The following is an 18,328-nucleotide window of genomic DNA, read 5'->3' as shown; positions in this document are numbered from 1 at the left end:
TGCAACCCTCGCCGGCCACAGCCGCCCGCAGCCTCGTGACAAGCAGTCCTCTCAACCTCATGCCAAAGCGGACATCAACTCACGAACCGCCCTCTCAGATCGGCGCCCGTTCTCGGTCTGCCAGGTGTTGCTCTGCGGCGACCGTCGGTTGTGCGGTGGTGCACTGGGCCTACGGTGTGGGGTGTGGATCCTGCGGGCTACGGGCGTGGATGCTCGGATCCCGCTGTGCGGGAAGCAGGGGCCGGGTTTGGTTTGGGGTTCCCGTTGTCCGGGATGGCCGTTCCGCTTTGGTCGGACTCTCGGCAGCAGCGTCCCCATCGGCTCAACCGGGCGAAGGTTGGGCCGGGTTATCTGGAGCTGGACCTGATTCGAGGAGAACGGTCACAGCCGCTTCCAGGACGGCCACGTAGGTACGCAAGCGTTCGTTCTCTTGAACGAGGTCGTCGATGTCTACTTGGACTGGCGCGGTGAGTGGCCGTTCCGTGCCGGGTGGCGCGGTGGTCTGGCGGGCGGCGCGATCAGCGGCCAGTCGTTGGAGTAGGAGCAGGTGTTCGGGGGCGAGCTCTGCGGGCTCGGAGTCGCTGGTGGTCGCGGGTTCTGTCCCGGAATCGGTTGTCAGCGCGACGGCTTGTCCTTCCACGTCACGCCAACGGGCCGCACAGGGCCGGGCCTGTGGGTTTGGGCTGGCCGGACGACTTGGGCAGAACTCGGGCGCGGGGTCGGGATCCACAGATGCCGGCAGCGACCATGACCACGCCGGTCAGGAAGAGTGCGACGAGTGTCGCGGTCGGTTGCTGCCCCATGCGTTGCCTCCCTGAGGACGGCCTGTGATTTCGGTGTCCCAGGGAAGTACGTGGCGCAGTCCCGTCGCAGGCCGATGGTGATGAAGTTCCCGTGGGGCGGGATGAGATCGGCGTCGCCGTCAACGGTGTTCCGCCTGGCGGGATCCGCTGGCTGAGGGTCATGCAGCGAAGGTCCGACCGGGTGGACGGTGTCCGGGTGTGGCCGCGCCCGCAGGGCCTCGGGCCTTGCCCGTGGCGGGGCGTCGGAGCCGCCTGGCGGCTCGCTACCGTTGGCCCATGGACATCGGAATGAACCCCAACATGGCTTCCTCGGAGATGATTTCGCCGTCCCGGGCTGCGGGCACCTTGCGGAGCTTGGTCAAGGCACTCGCGCAGGAGGAGTCGTCCGTCATCGTGATCGGGCAGGAGGGTGTACCGCAGGCGGTGCTGGTCTCCTTCAACGGTTTTCGACGGCTGCTGGAAGCGGCGGGTGAGGCTGACGCCACGATGGTCGCGGATCGTCTGGCCTCCGCACCCGAGGCGGGCGAGGGCCTGAGCAACGCGGCGCTGGAGCAGATGGTCTTGGATGCCGAAGGCGCAGCCGTGGGCGGAGATACCTCTGCGGGAGGTACCGGTGGTGACGAAGGGGGGCCGGATGCCGACACCGGCACGGGGACATGACCTCTATCGCGCGGATCACCATCCGCAGGTCGGTCCGGACGGCCCTGGAGAGGTTGCGTCAGGCCCGGGGTCGACGACGGTGAGGTCACGGTAGTCGGTAGGTAAGCGTTTCACCGTCTGTCTGGGGAACCGCGCTCAAGGCCCACACCCACGACATCCGCGACTACCCGGTCCTCGCAATCGACGCCCTCCACCGGGCCTCGGACGAGGTCACCGGCCACGACCCTGTCGCGATGGTGAACGCCCGTGCGACTGAGCAGCGGATGCCCTTGGCCGGGTCCGACCTGGACCGCCTGACACCCCTGCCCGTATCCGTAGGTCGCATTACCTGGTCGTCGGCAGGATGGTCACCTGGATGGCTTGGCGGGCCTGCGCGAGGTTGGACAGGCACATGTCCGGGTCCGGTCCGGTGACGACGCAGCGGGCCAGAGCCGAGGCTGGCAGCGCCCCGACCGCTGCGCCCAGGCTGGTCTCCCAGTTCAGCTTGGTCATCCATGGTGCGTGCAGTTGGTCGGGGTCGGCGTACTGGCCGGTCACGGTGCCGGAGGACTCCGCACGGATGAGGGCGACGGCTGCGCTTGCGCTGCGGGTGGGTGTGATGTCGGGGTCCTGGCCGGTGGCGGTGTGGATGGCGGCGAGGAGGAGGTCCACGCCGGTGGCCAGTCGTACGAGTTCGGGGACGCTGTCGCCCTGCAGGTGGGCGGCCGTGTCGGTGACGACCGGGCCGAGCGGGGTCAACGCGATGTTTACGTGCCCTGCGCCTTGTTCGACTCCGATGGCCTGGATAGCGCGGGTCGCGAGCTGTGCGAGGTCCTGGTCGATGTCCTGGGCGGTGACGAGGTGGCAGGAGGGCTGGAGCAGGGGGTGGCCCGTGAACGCCGTCCGGACTGCTGCGGCCACCTGGGTTCGGTGCCTGGTGGTGATGGTCTGAAGGGTGATCAGGTCGCCGTCTTGGGCTTGCTCGAGCAGGACGGCGCCGGGTGCGGTGTGTGCCGCGAGGGCGACGGTGTGTGCGACGGTCCATGCGGTGTGGAGTTCTTCGGGGGTGTTGGCCTGGATTGCGCCGTAGTGGCCGAGGTTCGCGAGGGGGCGCAGGACGACGGGGTACCCGGTCCACTGTGCCGCGGCGGCTGCGTCCTGATGGGAGTCGACGCGGGTGCCCCTCGGGATGGGTAGGCCCGCTTCCGTGAGCAGGGTCCGTGCGATGGAGCGGTCTGCGGACGCGGCGGCCGACGCCTTGGAGGGGCCTCGGACGCCGAGTGATTCGGCCAGGTCGGCGGCCTGGGGCAGGGCCTCTGCGGTCAGGGCCAGCAGTCCTGCCGGCGGTTCGGCATCGGTGTCAGTGGCGATGCTGGCGGGCGTGGTCGCGTCGTATCGGCCCCAGTGCGCGGCCGGGTCGTGGAAGGTGATCGGGAGGGTCTCGGCAATGCTCCGCAGGTCAGCTTCGTGGTCCCGGCTCGGGCCGACGATGAGTACTGCGGGGGATGGGGGCACGGGTTGCTTCTCCTTGTTCGCCGTAGGGGTCCGTCGTCGCTTGCGGTCGTCGCCAGGTTTCCTCGGTGCCGGTCAGGCACAGGGGTTGTCGCTGAGGTGACGACGCCCAGGTGAGGGCTGGCGGTTGCGGTCACGGGTCCGGTGCTCTGTCGCCCGTGTCCGGGTTGTTCGGGTCAGGGCATCTGGTCAACTGGTTTGGGTGGGACGAGAAAGACGAACCGGTAGCCAGAGGCCGCGTCTAGGGGGCGGGTCATCAAGAGTGTGATCAGCGTCGGGCCCCACGTCGGGTGGTTGAACAGGCGTGTGTCGCCGTTCGGGTGGATGTACTCGTCGTCCATCGAGAGCTCCAGGAGCTCGCGCAGTGGCGCGTCGGTCGCGACCGCGCCCTCGAGTTCACGCTGAAGTTCGGCAAGACCCGGATCCCAGGGTGAGACGGCCAGCGCGGCGCGCAGCTGGCGCAGGAAGGGCAGTGCCCATCCGGTGTCCCAGTCCAGCAGAATGGTGTCCCTCACGTCCTTGTTGAGCAGGATATAGCGCATGACGTTGTCCGGCGGCTCCGTTTCGGCCCAGCTTTCCCGGAACGCCTGGTTGGTCAGTTCGATGTCCCAGGAGCGGTTGGACAGGTATCCGGGCAGGACGCTGGAGTCGAGTGCCAACTGGTAGGCCGGCACCGAGGTGAGCTGGCTGGTGAACGGCTGCGGAGGTTCCTGCCCGGTGGCCAGGAGGAACATCGCGTGCCGCTCGTGGGCACTCATCTGCAGCGTGGTGGCCACGCGGTCCATGTCCTCGGGCTCCCAGCGGACCAGGCCGCGCTCGAAGTCGCCGTACGACCGGACGGACACCCCGAGCATTGAGGCTGTGCGTTCCTGTGAGAGGCCGGTACGGCGCCTGCCCCGGGTCGTGATGGCTTCCGCCGGCGGGCCCGCATCGACGGCGCGCCGGCATCTTGCCAGCAAAGCCTGGAACAGTTCCTTCTGGTCCGGCAGAGCCGTTGCCTCGTTGTTCCCCTGACCTGCGGTCATCACTGACGTTCCCCCCTTTTCCCAGGCGCCGACGACCGTCGCCGACGTTGTTCCTGATCTTTCGGCGACGGCCGCCCGGCGCGGTTCATCGCCCAAGCATCGCTGTCTGCCAGGCCGCGACGGCGCTCAGGTAAGCCTTCCTGGCGTGCAACTTCCGGAAGGGTGCCTTCCTGGCCAACGGCGGCCAGTTCGACTACATCTTTAAGACCACGGGACGGTCTGGCAGCTCCTTTCGCCATTCGTCGCAATAACCGCACACGCTCACAGACCTGGGGGGCCTGATGATGCCGAAGCCGCCGCATGGGCTTCAAGCCCATGATCACGAACAGAACAGCTCTGCGGAACGCGCCTACAGGGTGCTTCAAGTACTGCTCGAGCTCGGCCCGGGCTCGCACACGCTCGCCGAGGTGATCGCCCGCAGCGGGCTCACACGCTCCACCGCCCACCGCATCCTTCAGTCCGGCGTGCGGACGCGCACCTTCGTCCAGCCGACCTACGGCTCCTACGCCGTCGCCCACTCCGGCGCCACCGGGCACAGCCAGGACTCGCTAACCGCCCTGCCCGCCGGTTCCCGGGCAATCTCCGAGGAACTTGGCCACCTGCAGCGCCGAACGAACCAGGTCGTCACCCTGCACAGCCACCTCCTGCTGGGCATGCCCAGCAGGATCTGCGTCGACATCGCCCACGGCAACCGCCACGACTTCGCGGCCGCGCTGGCGACCTCCGACGCGGGACCTGTCCTTCGTCGGGCACCTCTGCACCAGGACGCCGCGGGCCTGGTCATGCTCGCCAACCTCGACGACCTGAGCGCCGGCAACGCGGTCCTGAGGCGTATCAAGATCCAGGGTTACGCACGCACGCAGTCGCCTGTCACGGGGTGGGAAATGCTCTCTGTACCGCTGTGGCGCGGTTCCGTCCTCGTCGGCTCCGTCAGTCTCCTCGCCCCTGACGCCTACCTGCAGCGACGCGCCGAGCGCCTGGCCGACGCCACGATGGACGCCGCCGCGGCCCTGTCCCGGCGACTGGAGCACAACCGCGCACAGCGTCAGATCATGCCGATCATGCAGCACGCCAGCTGATTCATAGGCCTTGGGGGAACATTCAATGAGCCGTTCAGTCCTTGTCACCGGCGCAAGCCGGGGCATCGGCCTCGCCATCGCGCAGGCATACCACGCCGCCGGTGACCGGGTCGCGATCACCTACCGCTCCACTCCCGCTCCGGACGGCTTCCTGTCCGTGCCCTGCGACATCACCCAGCCCGACCACATCGAAACGGCGTTCGCCGCGGTCGAAGAGCAGCACGGCCCGGTCGAGGTTCTCGTGTCCAACGCGGGAATCACCCGCGACAAGCTGCTGCTCACGATGTCCGAAGACGACTTCACCTCGGTGCTGGACACCAATCTCACCGGCGCCTACCGGGTGGCGAAGTTGGCGGCCCGCAGGATGATCCGCCGCCGCGAAGGCCGGATCCTGTTCATCTCCTCCGCGTCCGCCCTCTACGGGCAGGCGGGACAGTCCAACTACACCGCCTCCAAGGCGGGTCTGATCGGCTTCGCCCGATCACTGGCACGCGAGCTCGCGCCCCGGGGCATCACGGTGAACACTCTCTCCCCCGGCCTGACGGACACTGCGATGCTCAACACGCTGGGCGCGGAGAAGGTCGAGGGCCTGGCCGCTCAGGTACCGCTGGGACGGCTGGCCCGCCCGGAGGAGATCGCGCGGGCGGCCCTGTTCCTCACGTCTCCGGACGCCGGCTACATCACGGGCCAGGTCCTGGCCGTCGACGGCGGCGTGTCCATGGGTCACTGAGTCCCGACGCCGACTGGCCGCAGCCGCCGGCTGGGCCACCTGCACCAGGATCTGGGACGAGATGAGAGGCTGATCATGATCTGACGCGCCGTGCGGCCCGCTCTGTGAGAGCACGGGCCGCTGGGCTGCCGCCTGCACACCGGTGTTACCAGCACCGGTTCCGGCGGCACGCCCCTCGCATCACCGCTGGCGGATGACCGAGTTCGCGCTCATGTCATCTCCGGTGACGACCCGGGCGGCCGTCCTCCAGAGAGGACCTGCCACCCGGTGTACCGCCCGGTCACGGGCGGGTCCAACAGGCCATGCCAGCCCTGGGAGCGATCGCAGGCCCCAGGGGTCGTGCTGCCTCCACCTCCAGCAGAGACACCTCGATGATGCCTGAAACCATTCCGGTTTGTCACGCAGGCGCAAGCGCGCCCGGTACCAGATCTACCGCCTGTGACGCCCAGTCAACACGCCGTATCCCGGATGAAGGCACTGACTCCGTCAGGTCCCCCGTGGGACTGGAACCTCTACGGCTGGACGAGCCGATGAGGCTGCGCCTTCGGGCGGCCGTTCACGCCGTCCTCCGCTCGCCAACGACGACACGTCTGAACGACACCGACCGGCTGCTGCGGATCGTCACCATCGCCAAGGCCGAACTCGCCCGGACCTGCGCCACCACCTCGGCCGCCCCCGAACTCGCCCGCTGGCTCGGTGTGTCCGCCTCCGCCGTCCACCAGTCCCTCGCCCGCCAGCGAGCGGCATCCACGCTCGTCACCCGCCAGCGGTTCCGCGAGGCCGGAACCGTACAGGGCCTGCTCGTCGGAGTCCCTGAGCAGATCGCGGCACTGCGGGCGGGCGACCGCCTCCACCCGCTCGCCCTCGACCGCCCCGCGCTGGCCACGCTCCTGCGCCTCATCGAGCGGCTCTTCGGCCCGGGCTGGCACCACCGGGACGGCCGCGAGACCCCGCCCGGGCTGCTGGCCTCCCGCACGGGCCGCGGCGCCCCCACCGACCGGCTCGCCCTGCTCCTCCTCGTCCTGGAGGCCCGGCCCGACGGGCGGGTCCGGCTGTGCTCCGGCCGGGTGTGCAAACGTGGACGGGCCGCGGCGACGCTGGCCAGGCTCCTCGGCAACAACTGCACCCCTGCGGGCGCTGCAGGGGTCCTCCAGCGCCTCCAGAGCGCCGACACGATCCGCCTGGTCAGATGGGCGACCCGTAGTCAGCTGCACCAGCGCAGCGCCATAGTGGTGCCGAACGTCGTGGAGGACTGGGCGACGCTGAAGGCCGCCAGGCGTCGAGCCTCCGTTTCCCAGGGCACCACCGGTGCTGCTGTCACGCGGCCACGCAGGCGCTCTGCCGCCACGCCCCCGCAGGTAGCGGGACCGGGCCTGCCCGGCAGCGCCGAGTTCGCAGAGAACTGCGCTGGTGAAGCCCTTCACGCCTCTCACGCCGGTCACCGCGGCAGCCCAGGTCAGGCTGATGTCGCGGATGGTGTTTCCGGCGAAGCCGAGACCGGGGCTCCCACCATTGCCGGTGGAGCGCGTGCGCACGCGAGGAAACCCGGTATGGTCCAGACGCGGCCTGGCAACGCCCCAACCACTGCGGTGCCGGCCACGTTCAGGCCCGCTCGCACGCCTGAACACCGGTCCAAGGCGACGCTGTCGCAGCTCAGCCTGTCGAAGACGGTCTACCGCGTGCTGCAGGAAGCCGCCGCTCTGCTGCCTCGGATGACCGCGTGGGAGCAGCGGGAGGCTGCTCGGGCCGCTGGTGCGGCGGTCCGGGACGTCGCGGGCGATGCCGGGCGGGTCGCGCGGCGCCTGCGGTTCAGGTTCGCCTCCGCCGCCTCGATCGCCAGCCCGTACGGATGGCTGGTCAGGATCGGGCTTCGCCGGATCAGCGATTGCCGGCGGGTCGAATGCGAGAGCGCGGTCGATGTCGTAACAGGCCTGGAGTGTGCCGCGTGCGGGTATCTCGCCGAAGGCCTGATCAGCCGGTCACGGCATGGCAGTACACCTGCCGGGAGCCGGTCCGGGCCCGCGGTCGCCGGGCTGGCTGCATCAGAAGCCGAAGGCCTGGAGGTCCGGCAGATCGGTGCTGTCCGGGCGGAGCCGGCCCGACTGGCCGCGCCCTGCCCGGACTGTGGTGCCTCTGACGCGGCGGGGCTGTGCCCGGGCTGCTCGCGAGGGCGGGCCATCAAGGCCGGTATCAGCGAGTGCATCAACCTCGCCTTGGCTGCCCACGCCGACCTGCGCGACTACACCAGCGTCCGCACGGTCTGGGAGCGGACCCGCTCGGAACTGAGGAGCGTCCGGCACGAGGCCCGGAACGACACCGAGGACATGCAGATCGCGGAAGCTAGTGAGCTGCTCGCCGTGGCCTTCATGCGCGACCGCTACCGCCAGGACGCCCTTCTCCGATTCGCACACTCGCCTACCGTGGCTGCCGAGTCCCGCGGCGCCTACGCCGCCATGATGCGCTCCAGACACCGCTTCGGCTCTGTTTCCGCCGCCCGTCGGGCCGCTGCGGCAGCGGCTACGGCAGCGGCGGACCGGGCGGCCAGGCTCCTACTCGACCACCGCATGGCCACGGTGACCAGGATCCGCTCGTCGGTGGCTGCCCGGTCCAGCACAGCCGCAGCCCACCGTTCCTCCGCCTGTCCGACCTGGCGTACAGCGGTCAGTGCACCATCCACGCCGCGGTCTACCGGACCCGACGAGGATGGGATGTGCAACGCCGCTCCTGTGAACGAAGACTGACTGCCGAACACTCACTGCCGATGCTCGGGAGGCGGCTCTGGCCGACACGGACGCGGTGCGCGCCCTGCTCTGGCTGGATCCCCTGTGCGGTAGGGCTGGGGTGCTACGTGGTGGTTCGTGCCAGAACCCCAAGGCGGGCAGTTTCAGCCGAAACCGCAGTGTCCCCTACGCGAAAGGGAAATCGCCGTTACGGTATGCATGCCCTCAACTACTTGCTGTGGGAGTCTGCTTGGGATGCCGCTTCTGGCCGGCGGCACCGCGTGGAGGAGGACGGGATTGACCCGAGCATCTGTACCGCCATGGGGTACCACCCGCATGGGGCCCTTTCAGGAGACCGAGCCCGTGCCCCGGCTCACCGCCGTAATCGACCCGGAGACCCAGGTAGCCGTGTACTTCGACGACCAGGGCCGCAAGATCGAACTCGGGGCGCACGGGACCAGCACGAACGCGACCGGTCCGACGAGCACCGGCGGCGGTGACGGCAAGAGCGGAAAGCAGAACCAGCCGACCGACGTGGACACCATGACCTCGAACGACCAGGACCAGGGCACCCGCTGATGCCGGAGGACCGGCAGCGGGCCGTCCTGGTCCTCACCGATCCCTACGACGTCACGGCCGACGTGGTACTGCGTGTCCTGGCCGGGCGGGGTGTTCCGGTGGTCAGGGCGGATCCTGGTGTCGATCTCCACACCGGTGCCGTGCTGTCCGCCCGTTACCTCGCGGGCGGACAGCACGGCACCCTCGTCACTCCCACCCGCACGCTCCACCTCGACCTGGTCCGTTCCGTCTGGTTCCGCCGTCCGTCGGCGTACGAGGCGCCGGAGGGGATGGACGGCCAGGACGCGGTGTTCGCCCGCTCGCAGGCGTACTGGGGTGTCGGCGGCGTCCTCGCGTCCCTGCCCGGTGCCCACTACGTCAACCACCCGTGGCGCGTGCGTGAGGCCGAGCACAAGGCGGCGCAGCTCGCCACGGCTCTGCGTGTGGGTTTTCGGGTGCCGGCGACGGTGATCACGACCAGCGCGCGGGAGGCGCGGGAGTTCTGCGCGGGTCAGGCCGGTGGTGCCGTGTACAAGCCGTTGTGGAACTCACCGTACTGCGGGGAGGGCGGGGAACCGTTGCAGGCGTGGGTGGCCGAGGTGCGGGCGGAGGAGATCACGGATGCCGTCATGGCCTGCCCGCACCTGTTCCAGGCAATGGTCGACAAGGCTTTCGATGTCCGGCTCACGGCGGTGGGCGGGCGGTTGTTCGCGTCCCGGATCGACAGTCCGGACCTGGACTGGCGGCGGCGCCAGGACCTGATGACCCATACCCCGGTGCCGGTGCCCGAGGACGTCGCCGAACCGGTGGCACGCTACCTCGATGCGTTCGGCTTGGTCTTCGGCGCGTTCGACTTCGCCGTCGATCACGGTGGCGCCTGGCATTTTTTCGAGTGCAATCCGAACGGGCAGTGGGCCTTCCACCCGGCGGCGACGACCGACGCCATCGCGGAGGCCATCGCCGACGAACTCCAGAGAGGCCGTACCCCGTGAGCAGCCCTGCCGAACTGCGTGCCGCCCTGGCCGACGAACTCACCGAGGACGGCGTCCTCACCGATCCGAAGTGGCGGGCCGCCGTCGCGGCCGTACCGCGCGAGGCGTTCGTCGATCAGTACTTCCTACCGGTGCCGGAGAGCGTACCGACCGCCTACGCGCCGGTCCTACCCGGTGCTCCCGGCTTCCTGTCGACCGTCTACTCGGACGAGACGCTGGTGACCCAGCTCGACGGCCATCTTCGGCCGGCCGATGCCGAGGGGCCGGTCACCGGGTTGCCGTCGTCGTCGTCCACGCTGCCCTCCCTGGTCCTGGAGATGTGGCAGCAGCTCGGTGTCGAAGACGGCCACCGGGTACTGGAGATCGGCACCGGCACCGGCTACTCCACGGCCCTGGGCGCCCACCGTCTCGGGGACGGCAACGTGGTCAGCGTCGAGGTCGACGAGGGGGTGGCCGCGCGCGCCGCGGCGTCGCTGAAGACCGCCGGCTTCGCGCCCACCCTGGTCGTCGGTGACGGCTTGGCCGGGTACCAGGACGGCGGCCCGTACGACCGCCTGATCGCGACCTGCTCGGTGCGCACCCTCCCCCTGCCCTGGCTCTACCAGGTCCGGCCCGGCGGGAAGATCCTGGCCACCTTCTCCGGATGGAGCTTCGGTTTCGGCCAGGCCCTGCTGACCGTCACCGAGCCGGGGTGCGCCAGCGGCCGGTTCCTGCCCGGGTACATCAGTTTCATGATCGCCCGTCAGCACGACCGGCCCCCGCGCGGCAGCCTCACCCTCATGGCCGGGGACGAACAACCGGCTGGGGTCGATCCTGCGATCCTGTCCGACTGGACCGGCAAGTGGGTGGCGCAGCTCGCCGCCCCTTCCGCCGAGATCCTGGGGGCCGGCGGCCACCAGATCCTGATGGACGTCGCCACCGGCTCCCACGCCCGTACCACGCCGAACCCCGACGGCGGCTGGACTGTCGTTCAGCGCGGGCCCCTGCGGCTCTGGGACCAGGTCGAGGCCGCCATCCAGCAGTGGCAGCGTCACGGCGCCCCGCACCAGGAGGGCTTCGGCATCACCATCGACGGCGACGGCCAGCGTGTGTGGCTCGGTGCCGAGGACGGTCCCGCCTGGAACCTCCCCGTCTAGCGGCGTTCCTGGTCGATCAGTTCGATGTAGCGGTGGTACTGGTCGTCGGCGGCGGGTTTGTTGCTGACGAGGGTTCCTTCTTCCATGCGGTAGGTGCGGTCGGGGTCGCCGCGGAAGGAGAGCCAGTTGAAGCTGGTGGCGATCCAGGTGTCGTCGAAGATGAGGATCTTCGCGTGGGTGGCTTTCAGACGGGCGACGGTGAGCTTGGCGGGGTAGCGGTGGGCCAAGTTCTCAAGCTTGCGTACGGCGGTGGGGTCAGTCTTGGTGTCGTTTTCCTCGTAGCCGTAGGCGATGTGGACGGTGGTGCCGCGTTTGAGCCGGGCCTCGAGTTTGCTCAGGAAGTCGGTGGTGATGATGGCGTTCTTGATCCATGGGGAGATGATCAGGATCCGCTGGCGGGCTCGGGTGAGGGCTTCGTCCAGCAGTTCGGGGTGTTCGAACACGCTGATGGCGCGGACCTGGTCTCGGTGTATGGCGAGTCCGGCTTGGCTCTGGCCCTGCAGCTGTTCGGTGTCGAGTTGGGCGGCGGCCTGTTCGGCGCGCAGCCGGGTGACTTGTGGCAGGTCGATGCGGGCGCGTTCGAGTTCCGGGGTCAGGGCGGGGCGTTCGGGTGCGGGTTCGACCTGGATGCCGAGGGCCTTGGCGCCGCCGTGGTTGAGCAGGGCGATCTCGTGGGTGTGGCTGAGCTCGCCGTCGACGACGACGCCGAGTTGGATGTCGGTGCGCTCGGGGTCGGCGTACACGAGGAGCTTGGCCGGCATGACGCGGCGGGCTTTGGCCTGGGTGGCCTTGCGGACGAGAAGGACTTCGCGGTTGGTGGTCCCGCGTTCGCGCAGCAGTGCGTTGATGTCGGTGACCGGGATGTCGCTGGCCTCCACGAGCCCGGCTCGGGGCGCGGGCAGCAGCAGGACGCCTTCTTCCTCGGCCTGGCGGTGGGGGATGATCGTGTGGCGGTCGTAGGGCTTGGCCTTGCCGAGGAGCTGGTCGTAGACGAGTGGCTGGTCGACCCGTACGGGGGTGATGGCGGCCATGTCGCGGGCGGTCTGCTGGCCTCGGGCGGTCAGGCGTAGTCGGCGGGCGGGTGGCTGGTTACCCGTCCCGAGCCGGGGCGCTGCGTAGGTGAGGAGGTCATCGGAGAACTGTCCGGCGATGGTGTGGTTGACCATCCGTTGGGGCAGGCCGAGGATTCCGGCGATGGCGTCCTCGGTGTCGACGTTCTCGCCGACGAGGTGGAGGACGAACTCCTTGAGCAGGGGCAGCGGTTTGCGGTCCTGGGCAAGGATGTCGGCGGTGACCAGGGCGACGGGGATGCCGGCGTCGACGATGGCGACGAGTTCCAGGCCCTGGCGGTCGTTGTGGAGGCGGATGTGCAGGAGGCTGTTGTCGCTATAGGTAGGCATCGCGGATCTCGCACTCCTGCGGGTGGCTGGACATGTAGTCGAGGACGTCGCGCAGCGCGCCGGGCTTGCTGCGGCAGAACGTGGCGTCGCCCACCACGATGAGGCCGAATCGGGCTCGGGATAGTGCGACGTTGATGCGGCGCCAGTACGGCTGGCCGAGGAAGCCGAAGTCGGAACGGTCGTTGCTGCGGGTGACGGAGAAGACCGCGAGGTCGCATTCGCGGCCCTGGACGGCGTCGACGGACAGCACTTCGACGGCGAGGTGTTTGAGCCTCACCTCGGCCAGCTGCCGGTTGAGTTCTTCGACCTGCCGGCCGTATGGGGCGATGGCCAGGACGTCCAGCTTGTGGCCAGGTGTGGTCTTGATCAGCTGCCGGTCGATGGCCTTGTCGATCGTCTCCAGGCGCCTGACTGCGAGCTTTGCCTCGGTGCGGTTGGAGATGCTGGTCTCGGTGCTGGTGCGTTCGGATTCGCGGCGGGTGGGGAGCTTGGCGGTGTCGAGCCACAGCACCGGTTTGTTGATCTGGTCGTAGCCGGGCAGTGTGTGGGGGTTGGGTGACAGGAGTTTCTCGCCGTAGAAGCAGGTGGAGATCATGTTCCCGATGGCCGGGGTCATTCGGTACTGCTCGCGCAGCAGGTGCTGGACGGGGTATTTGGTGTGGGTCGCCAGGTACTGGAACAGGGTCGTGGTCACCAACTCGGGGATGAGCTGGTAGTCGGCCATGATCTTCTTGTCGCGCAGAAGGTCCTCGTCGATGGGCGGCAGCTGGCGGGTGTCGCCGACCAGTACCCAGCGCTTGGACCGGGCGAGTGGGACGAGGGCTTCGGTGGCGGTGGCCTTGGAGGCCTCGTCGAAGATGCACAGGTCGAACTCGAGGTCCCGTGCGGCCGGGTGGCCCAGGAAGCCGATCGCGGTACCGCCGACGACCTGCCGGGTGCGCAGGAACTCGGCGAGCAGGTCCTGGTCGGTGCCGATACGCTGCAGCCACTGGCCCTGCAGCCGAAGCAGCCGCATCAGGTCGCGGCCGCTGCCGGCGGGGCCGAGGAGTGCCTCCACAGCGTCGCGGGCCTCTGCGGGGGTGAGGTTCTCGCGCAGGGTGAGGTCGCCGGCGAGAACGCGCTGGGCCTCGGTGTACAGCTCGTGGCGCTGGTCGGTGAGCTGGTCGCGTCGGGCCCGGACGGTGACGAGTTCTTCGCCGAGGTCGCGGGCGGAGGTGGTGCGTTCGGGCGCGGGCCTGTTGTTGAGCTCTTCGAGCTTGAGGGTGACGTGGTTCAGATCGGCGGCGACCGAGGCGAGTTCTTCCAGGGTGAGGGCGGCCTTGAGGTGGCGTGCTTCGAGGCCGCCGCGGGTGGCGACACCGTCGAGGTAGGACTCCGCGCGGGCCCGCACCTGCTGGGTCCACTTCTTGACCTGGCGGTCCAGCAGAAGGTGCTGGGCGCTGTCGGCGACCCTGGGGTCGTCGGGCCGCCCGAGGCGCACGAGGCCCTGGACGCCAGCCTCCTCGATGCGGCGCAACGCGTTGTCGATCGCGATGTGGGTCTGGCTGACGATGAGAATGCGGGCGGTTGGGTCGCGTTTGAGGGTCTGTTCGACGATCTCGGCGATGACGGTCGTCTTCCCGGTCCCGGGCGGTCCTTCGACGAGCAGGAGGTCTTGGGAGCCGAGGGCATGGAGGACCACGTCGCGTTTGCTCTTGTCCAGGTCGGCGCGAAACCAGTGGGTGACGTCGGCGGGCGGGCGTGAGGCGATGGCGGCGGGGCTGTCGATGATGTCGCGCAGGAGCCGGTTGGTGCTCTGTCCGGCCATGATGGTGGCCAGGGCGTCCCGTTGTCGGTTCAGGGCCTGCTGGCTGGGTCCGAGGAAGGGCAGCAGTACGCCGCGGTCGGGCACTCGGATGGTGGGGCGGGCGAAGCGGATCGCCACGGTCTCCTCGGACTGGACCGTCACTTCGCCGCGTTCTACGGGCCGGGCCTGCGCGAACGGGGCGATGGACCATTCCTCGCCGACCGGCGGTGCGGTGCCGGGCTTGGCCAGTTGGAACACCCTGGTGCGGCCGTTTCCGGTGACCCGGTCGTACTCCAGGATCTGGCGTCCGCCGGCGGCGACCTCCTCGCGGGCGTCCAGGAGTCTGCGCCACCCTTCGAACAGGTCTCCGAGGCTGTGTTCCTGGTCGTCGTGGTCTGCTTTCTGGGGCCGGGCGAGGTGGTCGTCGAGGTGGTCGAGGAGCAGGTTGCGGCCCTGATAGGCGGGTTCCTCGCCCGGGTCGTCGAAGGTCCAGGTGAGGATCGGCGGCAGTGCCAGGACGCGTTTGCGCTGCCGGGTCATCCACTCTTCTGACTTGGTGAGTGCCTGGACGACGACGACGCGTTCGGGGTACTGGTCGTCGGCGCGCAGCCGCAGGAACCACGAGTTGCCGAACAGGCGCAGCGTGCTCTGGTCGGTCTCCTCGGTCTGGGGGTTGTAGCCGTAGTCGACGTGTACGGTGCCGGACAGGTCGGCGAGGACGGCGGCCTTGGCGCGGGCCCAGTCCGGTTCGGCGTCTTTGGGGGTCTCGCTGAGGTTCTCGGCGGCGGAGCGGGTGAGCTTCAGCCACAGGAAGTTGCTCCTGCGGGACTGGCGGCCTGCGCAGATGTGCTCGGCGTCCAGGAGCCGTTGTTCGAGGACTGCAGCGTTGGCCGGGCGCTGCCGCGGGTCGAAGTCGATGCAGGAGCGCAGGATCTCGCGGAATTCGGTGGCGAGGTCCAGTTCGTCCAGGGCTGGGACGAGGTCGGGGTAGTCGCGGGCCTTGCTGCCGGACAGCGTCTGGATGGCGAGGACGCCGTAGCCGAACACGTCCCGGACATAGGGGACGGCGTCCTCCTGCTCCGGTGGGGAGTACAGGTTGGAGCGGTATTCGGCGACGGTCTCGTCGTTCACGGCGACCTTGGAGCGGATCTTGGCGATTCCGAAGTCCGCGAGCTTGGGCACTCCGGCGTCGGTGAGCAGCACGTTGCCCGGTTTGAGGTCGCGATGTTCGATGTTCAGGGAGTGCGCGTGCGCCAGTGCGCTCGCCAGTGGCTTGCCGATTCGCTCGAAGAAGGAGTCCCAGCCGACGGGTCGGCCAGCCTGCAGATCGTCCTTCAGGCTGCGTTCCACCCACTCCAGTGCGATGTAGTAGCGCTCCAGGAGCGGGTCCCAGCCTGAGTCCAGCATCCGCACGATATGGGAGTGCTCGAGGGCTTTGAGCGCGGTGGTCTCTCGTTCCAGGAAGACTTTTGTGATCTCGTCGTCGCGCCGCTTCAGTAGCTTGACCGCAGCGAACTGCCGGTCGCTGTCGCTGCTGGATGTGTCGACCGCCTTGCGGACCTCCGACAGGCCGCCGCTTCGCGCGCTACCTCCCAGTAGCAGGAATCGACCGTTGATCACCTGTGATCCCACGCACTCTCCTTGTCCAGCACCGGTGGCAACACGCCGGTCCCGCCATCCTGCCAGCCAGGGCCACCTCGGTTGGACGATTCGGCCGATCGGCGCTTCATCGTGCTGGTGCGCGCCGGTTCCGGCCCTGATGCCGCAAACCCTGGCCGGAATCGGCGCGGACACCGAATCCGATGGCAGGAGCGAGACGAGGTGGTCCAGGGTGCGGGAGCGGGCCTGCCAGGACGTTGTTCGGTAGAGATCGAACGCGGCCTTTCGTACCGTCACGCCCGGCGTGCCGGTTCCTCCCGCTCACCGGACTGTCCTAGGCATCTGGCAACATGCGGTGGAACCCAACTCCGTGATCGAAAGTGAGCAGCACGATGAACCGTACCGAGGTCGTAGCAGCAATCGCAGACCGTGCCGAGGTCTCCAAGAACGATGCCGACGCAGTGCTGTCGGCGTTCGCCGAGATCGTCGGCGAGGTCGTCAGGAAGGGCGACGAGAAGCTCACGATCCCCGGTTTCCTGACCTTCGAGCGCACCCACCGCGCCGCCAGGACGGCCCGCAATCCGCAGACCGGTGAGCCGATCGAGATCGCTGCCGGCTACAGCGCCAAGGTGACGGCCGGCTCCAAGCTGAAGGCCGCCGCGAAGTAGCAAGCCGCGGCCCGGGCGCGCCTCGCCGACCCGGGCCGCCTTGGCCGCCGCCAGATCAACCGCCGACCGAAGCGCGGGGTGTCACCGCGACGGAACCACCGGCGCAGCCAGCTGGCTCCCCCACCAAGCCCTCCGCTACCTCACGCAGCGACCCCGTGCAGTCCGACAGTTCCCGGGCCGGCCGGTGCTCGCCGAGCGACTCCGCCCGCTCCAAGGCCCGGCCTCCCAGCCCGGGCGGCCGGCACTGGTCCCGGCCAGGTACAACGGCGGACTGCCGTCGGCGGTGTACTGGCGTGGGTACTCGATCAGTCTCGCCGCACGCCACCGGATTCGGCGAGGTCCGGTCGGCTGAGGAGGAGGACTGTGACGACGGCGTGGGTGCGACTGCCGGCGCCTATCGCGGTGACGGCTCGGGTGATGACGCTGCCGATGGTGTCCTGGCTGATACCGGCCAGGCGTGCGACGGTGCGGACTTCGTGGGTGGCGAGCAGGGTGAGGACCTGGAGCATGCGCGGGGGAAGGTCGGGGAGCTTGTCGGGCAGCGCGGCGCGCAGCTCAGTGGTGTCGAGCAGCCCGGTGGTGATGAGGTCGGCGATGGTGCGAGTGCGGTCGCTGCGGCCGTGGCGGTGCATCAGCCTGGACATGGTGTTGGAAGCCCTAGCGATGGAGCAGCCGAGTTCCTCGGCGGCGCTTTCGTAGGTGTGTTCGATGGCGATCAACTGGGCGAGGGCGTGTTCGTATTCGTTCAGCCCGGTGATGGCCGTGGCGGAAGTGCTGAGGACTCCGGTGCGGCTGAGCAGTACCCGGCGTGCACCGCTGGCCTTCGCTGCGGGCGGTGCGGAGTCGGTGGTGATGTTATGGGGGCCGTTCATTCTGTCCGTTTGTCCGCTCTGGGCCGCGCACACCACCACCCGGGAGGCCTTACAGCGGGCCTGCACCCGCGATGGTGCAGGCCCGCCCTCTTCCCTCTTCTCACTCAGCGTGATCTTTGCCGTAGACGTGCTCGTGGAGCTGGAGCTCCCTCTGGACAGCTGGCTTCGAGCGATCCGGGTACCCGCCGCCGCCCGGGTGGCTACCTTCAGAGCCATGGGTCTTGACGACGCGATCAGCCAGGCGAGGCGACAGCAAGAGTTGCAGGACGAGTCGAAGCGGCAGGAGGAGACACAGCAGCAGCGCGACCAGGAAAAGCTGGGCCGGCTTCTGGCGGAGGCAGCGCAACGCCTGCTACCCCACCGCAGCGAGACGTTCCACCGGATGCGACTCTCGCCGACCGGAACATTCGTTGGCCAGGACCGGCGCCGATACCAGCAGGTGTCCGGCCACTGGTGCTGGGTGATCAAGGAAATGACGAAGAACCCGACGCCCTGGAACCACCCCGTGATGCTGCTCGTGCTGGAGGGCACCACCCCGCACGCGGTCCGGGCAGAGCTCAACCTTCGCAGTGGCAAGGCCGGCCAGTACGTGAGTTCTTTGCCCCTGACGCCGGTGGGCCCGGGTGACTACTCGGACCGAGGCTTCACCGCGCTCTTCTTCGGCGAGTGGATCGGCGAGCTGGAGAAGGATCTGGCTGCCGCGATTGTGCGCTACGAGCGCGGTACGTGACGTACCACGCTCGATCCACCGGACGAAATGGCTGAGGGCCCCCGGCATTCCGGTGGCCCTCAGCGTTCGCGCCCAGTAG

The 18,328-nt window shown here is 68.9% G+C and carries 14 protein-coding genes; 9 read left to right on the top strand and 5 right to left on the bottom strand.

All coding sequences use genetic code 11. The annotated features are described in order from the left end of the window. Positions 1-1,079: 1,079 nt before the first annotated feature. A complete protein-coding gene (locus AB0P03_RS26825; protein WP_363631285.1) occupies positions 1,080-1,463 on the top strand; it encodes a hypothetical protein in 384 nt (127 codons plus the stop codon). Between the two features lie 324 nt (positions 1,464-1,787). Here AB0P03_RS26825 and AB0P03_RS26820 read toward each other — a convergent pair whose 3' ends face one another. Continuing rightward, on the bottom strand, positions 1,788-2,957 hold the full coding sequence (locus AB0P03_RS26820) for a hypothetical protein (RefSeq protein WP_363631283.1): 1,170 nt from the start codon (positions 2,955-2,957) through the stop codon (positions 1,788-1,790). Between the two features lie 173 nt (positions 2,958-3,130). Then, complete coding sequence (locus AB0P03_RS26815; protein ID WP_363631281.1) at positions 3,131-4,075, bottom strand: helix-turn-helix domain-containing protein; 945 nt, start codon at positions 4,073-4,075, stop codon at positions 3,131-3,133. A gap of 185 nt (positions 4,076-4,260) precedes the next feature. Here AB0P03_RS26815 and AB0P03_RS26810 point away from each other — a divergent pair, with 185 nt between their 5' ends. The 6 genes from AB0P03_RS26810 (at position 4,261) to tgmC (ending at position 11,194) form a co-directional block, all read left to right on the top strand. Continuing rightward, positions 4,261-5,058 carry a helix-turn-helix domain-containing protein gene (locus tag AB0P03_RS26810; RefSeq protein ID WP_363631279.1) on the top strand — a complete coding sequence of 266 codons (798 nt, stop codon included), beginning with the start codon at positions 4,261-4,263 and terminating at the stop codon, positions 5,056-5,058. Positions 5,059-5,083: 25 nt separating this feature from the next. Continuing rightward, the gene (gene fabG / locus AB0P03_RS26805; RefSeq protein ID WP_363631277.1) at positions 5,084-5,788 is read left to right on the top strand and encodes a 3-oxoacyl-ACP reductase FabG; all 705 of its coding nucleotides are present in this window, start codon (positions 5,084-5,086) and stop codon (positions 5,786-5,788) included. 530 nt (positions 5,789-6,318) lie between these two features. After that, entirely contained in the window at positions 6,319-8,529 is a 2,211-nt protein-coding gene (locus tag AB0P03_RS26800) for a hypothetical protein (protein WP_363631275.1), read from the top strand. Positions 8,530-8,763: 234 nt separating this feature from the next. Continuing rightward, positions 8,764-9,087, top strand: coding sequence for a putative ATP-grasp-modified RiPP (gene tgmA, locus AB0P03_RS26795; protein WP_363631273.1), 324 nt, complete (start codon positions 8,764-8,766; stop codon positions 9,085-9,087). Beyond that, positions 9,087-10,058, top strand: a complete 972-nt coding sequence (gene tgmB, locus AB0P03_RS26790; RefSeq protein ID WP_363631271.1) for an ATP-grasp ribosomal peptide maturase — start codon at positions 9,087-9,089, stop codon at positions 10,056-10,058. The genes tgmA and tgmB overlap by 1 nt, the downstream gene beginning before the upstream one ends. Beyond that, positions 10,055-11,194 (top strand): ATP-grasp peptide maturase system methyltransferase, encoded by a 1,140-nt coding sequence (tgmC, locus tag AB0P03_RS26785; RefSeq protein WP_363631269.1) that lies wholly within the window; start codon positions 10,055-10,057, stop codon positions 11,192-11,194. Before tgmB ends, tgmC begins: the two co-directional genes overlap by 4 nt. On the opposite strand, the gene AB0P03_RS26780 is transcribed toward tgmC, so the two are convergent. Then, complete coding sequence (locus AB0P03_RS26780) at positions 11,191-12,594, bottom strand: phospholipase D-like domain-containing protein (RefSeq protein ID WP_363631267.1); 1,404 nt, start codon at positions 12,592-12,594, stop codon at positions 11,191-11,193. The two genes, tgmC and AB0P03_RS26780, sit on opposite strands and share 4 nt — an antisense overlap. Continuing rightward, the gene (locus tag AB0P03_RS26775; RefSeq protein WP_363631266.1) at positions 12,581-16,012 is read right to left on the bottom strand and encodes an AAA domain-containing protein; all 3,432 of its coding nucleotides are present in this window, start codon (positions 16,010-16,012) and stop codon (positions 12,581-12,583) included. Before AB0P03_RS26775 ends, AB0P03_RS26780 begins: the two co-directional genes overlap by 14 nt. 359 nt (positions 16,013-16,371) lie before the next feature. Between AB0P03_RS26775 and AB0P03_RS26770 the strand changes: the two genes are divergently transcribed. Further along, the gene (locus AB0P03_RS26770; RefSeq protein WP_363631265.1) at positions 16,372-16,647 is read left to right on the top strand and encodes an HU family DNA-binding protein; all 276 of its coding nucleotides are present in this window, start codon (positions 16,372-16,374) and stop codon (positions 16,645-16,647) included. Positions 16,648-16,952: 305 nt separating this feature from the next. On the opposite strand, the gene AB0P03_RS26765 is transcribed toward AB0P03_RS26770, so the two are convergent. Then, on the bottom strand, positions 16,953-17,519 hold the full coding sequence (locus tag AB0P03_RS26765; RefSeq protein WP_363631263.1) for a hypothetical protein: 567 nt from the start codon (positions 17,517-17,519) through the stop codon (positions 16,953-16,955). Between the two features lie 214 nt (positions 17,520-17,733). Between AB0P03_RS26765 and AB0P03_RS26760 the strand changes: the two genes are divergently transcribed. Then, on the top strand, positions 17,734-18,249 hold the full coding sequence (locus AB0P03_RS26760) for a hypothetical protein (protein WP_363631262.1): 516 nt from the start codon (positions 17,734-17,736) through the stop codon (positions 18,247-18,249). Positions 18,250-18,328: the final 79 nt, after the last annotated feature.

This window comes from Kitasatospora sp. NPDC088779, from assembly GCF_040685395.1.
Classification (GTDB): domain Bacteria; phylum Actinomycetota; class Actinomycetes; order Streptomycetales; family Streptomycetaceae; genus Kitasatospora.
This window is presented reverse-complemented; position numbering and strand designations above follow the sequence as displayed.